The sequence below is a fragment of the Cytophagales bacterium genome (assembly GCA_019456305.1).
Taxonomy (GTDB): domain Bacteria; phylum Bacteroidota; class Bacteroidia; order Cytophagales; family VRUD01; genus VRUD01.
The window spans coordinates 1-6,615 of the sequence record VRUD01000043.1; the positions used below are offsets into that span (position 1 = coordinate 1).

Annotated in this window: 3 protein-coding genes; 1 reads left to right on the forward strand and 2 read right to left on the reverse strand. The window is 41.4% G+C overall.

Annotated elements, in window-relative coordinates; translation table 11 throughout:
* The coding region (locus FVQ77_10310) for a hypothetical protein (protein MBW8050709.1) at positions 1-4,721 on the reverse strand (4,721 nt) is incomplete at its 3' end.
* 170 nt (positions 4,722-4,891) lie between these two features.
* Positions 4,892-5,299, reverse strand: coding sequence for a CBS domain-containing protein (locus tag FVQ77_10315; GenBank protein ID MBW8050710.1), 408 nt, complete (start codon positions 5,297-5,299; stop codon positions 4,892-4,894).
* 107 nt (positions 5,300-5,406) lie between these two features.
* On the opposite strand from FVQ77_10315, the gene FVQ77_10320 reads away from it, so the two are divergent.
* Positions 5,407-6,615 (forward strand): zinc metalloprotease (locus FVQ77_10320; GenBank protein ID MBW8050711.1); only part of this gene is annotated, 1,209 nt, incomplete at its 3' end.

Consider the following 6,615-nt stretch of genomic DNA (forward strand, 5'->3'; position numbering starts at 1 on the left):
GAGGTAGAGCCATTACTCCAGGCAAAAGTGTAAGGGGCAACTCCACCTGATATTGTTATATTAATATATCCCTGGTTGTTATTACAGTTCTCATCAACCACAAAAATATCATCTAATATTAAAGTACCCGGACTATTAAAAAGGACAATATCACCCGTATTAACAGAACAGGAATTAGCATCGGAAACCTGGCAGGAATAAGTGCCGGCACTTAACCCGGTAAGATCTTCAGTAGTGGCTCCGGTATTCCATGCAAAGCTGTAAGGAATTGTGCCCCCGGTTATATCAAGGTTAATGGAGCCGGCTCCATTACTGCATATCTCATTAAATACGTCAATATCAAAAATGGCAAGCGTCCCTGCAACATTATTGATCGTGTACGTTGGTGTGGTGATCTGGCAGCCATTCCAATCTGTAATTGTACAAGAATAAATACCCGCGCTTAGGTTTAGTAAGTCTTCTGTGGTTGCTCCGTTTGTCCACAAATATGAATAGGGTAACACACCACCGGAAATGGTAATGTCAATGGAACCCAGCCCATTGCCGCAAAGTTCGTCCATAGCATTTCCCCACGTTTGAACCAACGTGCCTGCGTCATTCAGCACATCAACATTCATGTTGATAGAACAGCCATTTGCATCAGTAATGGTACAGGAATAGTTGCCGGCACCTAAACCGGTTGCATCTTCTGTAGTTTGACCATCACTCCAAATGTAAGCATACGGCAATACCCCCCCGGAAATGGTATTGTCAATAGAACCCTGTCCGTTTCCACAGCTTTCATTGGAAACCACCGTGCCTGTAATAGCAAGGCTCCCGGTACTGTTATTAACGGTAATGGTATCATCCGCTTCGCATCCGTCTGCACCGGTAACAGTAACAGAATAGTCACCTGCGGTTAAGCCGCTAATATCTTCAGTTATTTCACCATTTGACCAGGAATAATTAAAGGGCTGTGTTCCATTTATCACAGAGATGTCAATAGCGCCTGAACTGTTTCCGCAAACTTCATCAGTAACCAGGATATTATTAATTTCAATATAGCAGTAAATAACACAATTTCCTACCTCATTTATCAGCGTGAAAGTATCAATAGCGATACACCCATTAGAATCCGTAACTGTTACAGAGTAATCTCCGGCTGAGAGGCTGTCAATAGCTGACGTGGCCTCCCCATTGCTCCAATTATAGGTGTTTGGTGGCGTTCCTCCTGCTACAGCTATGTCAATTGCACCATCCACTTCCCCGCATTTTTCATTTGAAAGGGTTACTGCATTTATTACGACCACGTCCGGTTGAGTTATGGTAATGGTTTTTAAGGAAATACATCCTACGCTATCTGTAACGGTTACTGTATAGTTCCCTGCCGTTAAACCAAAAATGTCTTCTGTGATGGGGCCATTATCCCAGGCAAATGTGTAGGGTATGACACCACTTGATACTGTCAGATCAATTGACCCATCACTTGATCCGTTACAAGTAACATAACCTGCTGTTGCTGATAAGACCATGCTGCTGATATTTTGCACCAGGAAGTCGGCAGTACTCGTACATCCATTTGAATCAGTGGCTGATAACGTGTATGTACCTGCTCCTATATTGCTGATATCTTCTGTTGTCTCCCCGGTGTTCCAACTATAAGTAAAAGGAGGAAAATCTCCGGCAACGGTTACATCAACAGCCCCATTGGTGTCGCCACAGGTTGCAAAAGTGGTCGAATCGCTCATGGAAATTGCATTAGGCTCACTAATAATCACAATTGAATCAGGAAGATCAGAGGACAGGCTGATACTCCAACTGCAAATATAGCCGTTATCCTGCGGCATATTATCCTTGACCCAAACCGTCCAGCCGCCATTCAATGGTACACCAAGAAGTCCTGAGAAGGGTTGAAAAGGTTGATACGAACCTGAAGGAAGATATTTATCGGAGAGTACTTTTCCTGTAACATCCGTATAGGTATAGGTGTAATTTCCTGCTTCTGCAACAAATGTACCATAGGTAGGGTTGCTTGTCCAGCAGTATTCATAGCAAATACCCGCTGTTGAGTCGGGATTAGCGCCATCTTTTGGTCCTTTTGCAACCGGTTCACCGAGGTTGGTTGTATTAGACCCAGGATGCTCCTTTAAAATAATTTCAGTGCTGTCAGGGGCAATCAATTTTATTTCAAGGTCGCCCAGAAAGGAATGTTCTATTCTTATACATACTGACTGGAGCATACTGACATCAGTAAGCGTTGCCAACGGGTCAAAAGCTGAAACATTGATTGGGCTGGTATAGACGTTGCCATCTCCATCCGGAAGAAATGTCAAACCTGCGGTATCTACGCCCCCGGTTACGATTGCATCTGCATCGCAGCCATATATGTCTCTTATGCTCACTAAGTATGTGTCGGCAGGTAGATTGGTAATAGGCACTGAGTCAAAGGTATATTGACCATTGAGAGTAATATTGTAAGGCGGAAATCCACCCGTGATCGTTGCATCAATAACACCGGATGAATCACCCGTGCAGGCAAGATCAGTACCGGATAATGAGAAATTGATAGGTTCTGCGTCATCAATGTAAAGAAAAACCGTATCAATGGGAGTACATGGAGTGGGTAGAAAATAAAGCTCAATCACTTCCTGTGGTTCGGGAATGCCGTCTCCGAGGGCATCAATGATGATGGTAGCTGAAGTCTGTCCGGCAGGAATGGTCATGGAAGAATCTATAAAGACATAATCCACACCATTTGTAGCCGTGCCGCCAATGCCATAATTAATTACAGTAGGTGTAGTTTTGATAGTATCTATAGTAAATGTAAAGCTCGCCTTGATACAACCTTCCAGAGCAACATTGTCTGCATTGATGGTATTGGTTTGTGCGTCAACCGTGCCTTGTATCAGGCTGTTTTCTTCTAAAAATACGCCTGAGTCAAAAACCCTGTCATCTGCATCGGCTATTGCTAACCTTAAGGTATAAATTTCGCATGGAATAAGTCCATTTTTTTGGGCAGTCAGAAGCGTAGTAAAACCATCATATTCAACGGTGGTTCCGCCTGTATTGTCTATATAGTATTGCCAGTAAAGACTATCATTAACATTATTTATCGTTACAGGTGTGGTAGTGTTTGGTATCAGGGCAATATTCTCCCAACCACTTATTCCAGGGCCAGCGATCCAAAAAGCAAATACATCATTGAAACTTGAACCGACAAATTCAGGATACTCTTCGGATGCAAACACATAATTAAAGGTGATAAATTCGGTTTGGACTTCAAAATCAAATTCAAGAACGCAAGCATCAAAAGTAAACACGCCGGCTATTGCCGTTAATTCAGTTGTGCCGGGCTGACCATTGCTCGTGCTCGTATTTGTTGAAGAATTTGGACGAAGTGCATCTTTAATATTACCGGTACAGAGAATTACTCCCGTGCCGGCACCAAGGTTAGAATTAGTTGCGTCAAATACTCCGGAACAAACAGAGCCTCCTATTAACGTAGCATTGCTAACGGTAAATCCAGGCCCTGCCAAAACTTCGGCAAGCTGTTGGGCGGTATATCCTCCGGGTACAGATGCCAGCGTGTCTACAACAATACAATATGACTTAATTTCGTACCCGTTGACAGGACAGGCATCATCCTGTACCGTTGTAGTAAAGCAATAGGGGGTGGTTCTGATATCAGATACAGAAGGAGTCCAGGAAAAAGTGCCGTCAGGCCGGGCTCCGCCTGAGCTTGAAAAGCTTGCAGCCGGTACGGCGACCGATACATTTGAAATGATAGTAACAAAATCTGCAATATCAACGTCAAAAGTGTTGATCGTAAAACTATAAGCAGAATCGGCAGCAATAGTGTCCCGGAACAGGGACGTTCCATTGATTCCATTACTAAAGGGTAAATGATCAGATCCGGAAATGACATTAATCTGGATATCTCTGATCACACTTCCAACAAAAGTCCCGGACCTGTATTCCTGCACCAACACTGCCATAACCGTAACTTCGTTAGTATCAGTAGGAAGCATACAAATATCACCTGTTTTAGGATCAAAAGTAACAGGAGGATCAGATGTTAAAGGCTGGTCTTTAGTGTAGGGCGAAATATAATTAACTGTATTGCCCAGGCCAGCGCCCGTTTTGGGAGTAATTAAGTAATACACTAATGAATCTCCATCAAGGTCTACCGCACCATTGTTATAACAAAACCTCTGATCTACGTATACAAAAGGAGCAGGTGGATTGGTAAAAAACGGGGAGTTGTTACAGGGAGTTATTGTATTGTTCAACCTCGCTTCTACATAGATTTGTACACACGTAGGATTAATAGTAGAAATAATGTTATTACGACAGTTAACAGAATAGCTAAAGACCCAGTCCGTACATGTTGCAGGCAGTACCACAATTATTTCATATATGTGTTGTTCTCTTGAAGGTGGCGCCCCACTAGAACACTGGGTAGGAAGCGCTGCAGGGCAATATGGTATGATCTCGGTGACTGAAACTAAGTTTGCTGTACCGCTTAAAGATATACCACAGGAAGCCGAGCTATAATTTACATTAGGGGATGTGGGAGCAGATACACCGTCACAATCCCGATAAAAAGAAAGCTGCACTCTAAACGTGTTTCCGCCCAGGCATTCATAAGATATATCAGCTCCGGCAGCATGGCTTGCTTTTACATTTGAGGCGTTTAAAACACCCAATAATAAAACAAGCAAACAAATAATAGACTTTTTCATTGATCTTATTTTTGTCAATATTAGTAAATAAATCAGTGAAAAGCAAATATTTACAACTTTTTTTTCATTTTGGGCATCTCTAAAAACTACATATTTTTTAAAACACACCCCTTGCCCCTCTTGATAGAGGGGAATATATGGTGTAGTTTTTAGAGATGCCCTTTTATTAATTATTTAGCAGGTTGGATATTTTCTTTAATTGCCAGTAATATGTCCCTGCGACTGATTTGACCAACCAATTTGCCCTCTTCTACTACGGGTAATCTTCTGTACGGGTTCTTTAAAAATATTCCTGCAGTGTAATAAATGTCCATTTCAGGAGGAATAGTTTCTACTTTTTTAGTCATATAATCAGCAACTGTTACATCATACAGATTAAAACTCCCCCCTTTCGCTATCAATTTAAGGCAGTCTTTTTCTGATATAATACCTATGAGTTTATAGTTGTCATCAACTACAGGCGCTCCTGATATATGATGCTTGAGAAGAAATTTAATAGCATGGTAAATAGTGTCATCAGCTTTAAGCGTCAATAGGTTTGTAGCCATGTAATCTTTTACAGTAATTGGTTTTATCATGGTGAAAAGTTTTATAATTTATTGCAACATACAAATAATAATTAAAAAAAAAATTTTTTTATGAAAATTATTTAATAAATTTGAATTTCAAATAAAACTATTAAAAGATGAAAAAAAACCTGCTTTCTATCGTGTATCTTCTGATCGTTTTTGGCTTCCTGTTCGGTCAAACCAAACAGCAATCTGCATTTACTAAAATTCAAAACCACAATACCTATCAACGCTGCGGTACCATGCAGCACATGCAATACCTGTTTTCAAACAATCCGGGCCTTGAACAAAAATTGAAAGATGATGAAATAAAATTACAGCAGAGTATTGCCAATCAAGCCAATAATATTCCTCTAAAAATAGCTCCCATAATGACCATCCCTACTGTTGTACATATTGTATGGAGGACCGGGGCTGAAAATATATCCGATGCACAAGCTTTAGCTATGATAGACAGGATGAATGAAGATTTCAGAAGATTAAATGCCGATGCAGTAAATACTCCTGCTGACTTTCTAAGTGTTGCTGCTGATATGGAAATAGAATATTGCCTTGCCCTGGTAGACCCTTCAGGTAATCCTACCAATGGGATCACCCGAAGACAAACAACAGTTACCAGCTTTAGCACCAATGACGATGTAAAATTTACAGCAAACGGAGGAGATGATGCCTGGGATGTTACACAATATTTCAATATATGGATTTGCAATTTAAGCGGGAACTTATTGGGATATGGCGAATTTCCAACCGGTCCTCCCGTGTCTAATACTTTTGGCGCGGTTCAAGATTTTTGCAACTCTGATGGCTCGTGCCCGCCTTTTGATATGAACAGAACTATGGTCCATGAACTTTCGCATTGTTTCAGACTGCGTCATATTTGGGGAGATGATGCTGGCGCTTGCTCAGGCTCAGACCTTGTGGGTGACACGCCAAACCAGGCAAATTCCACTTCAGGCTGCCCCGGTTTTCCAACAACTGACGCATGTTCCCCCTCTCCTCCGGGCATTATGTTCATGAATTATATGGATTATTCTGCTGATGCCTGTTACAATATGTTTACTCTGGGTCAAAAAACAAGAGCAAGAGCAGCTATTACCAATTTTTTATCTTCTCTTCTTACGTCCACTGTATGTGGAGCACCCACTGCTCTTGATGCAGGCATATCAACAATTATTTCTCCAACAGGTACCTTCTGTGCTGATTCTATTTTTCCAGTTGTTACTCTTAAAAATTTTGGTTCCAACACATTAACTTCCGTTGATATTGAATACCAGCTTGATGGAGGTCCAATCAATACACTTTTTTGGACAGGAAATTTGATAACC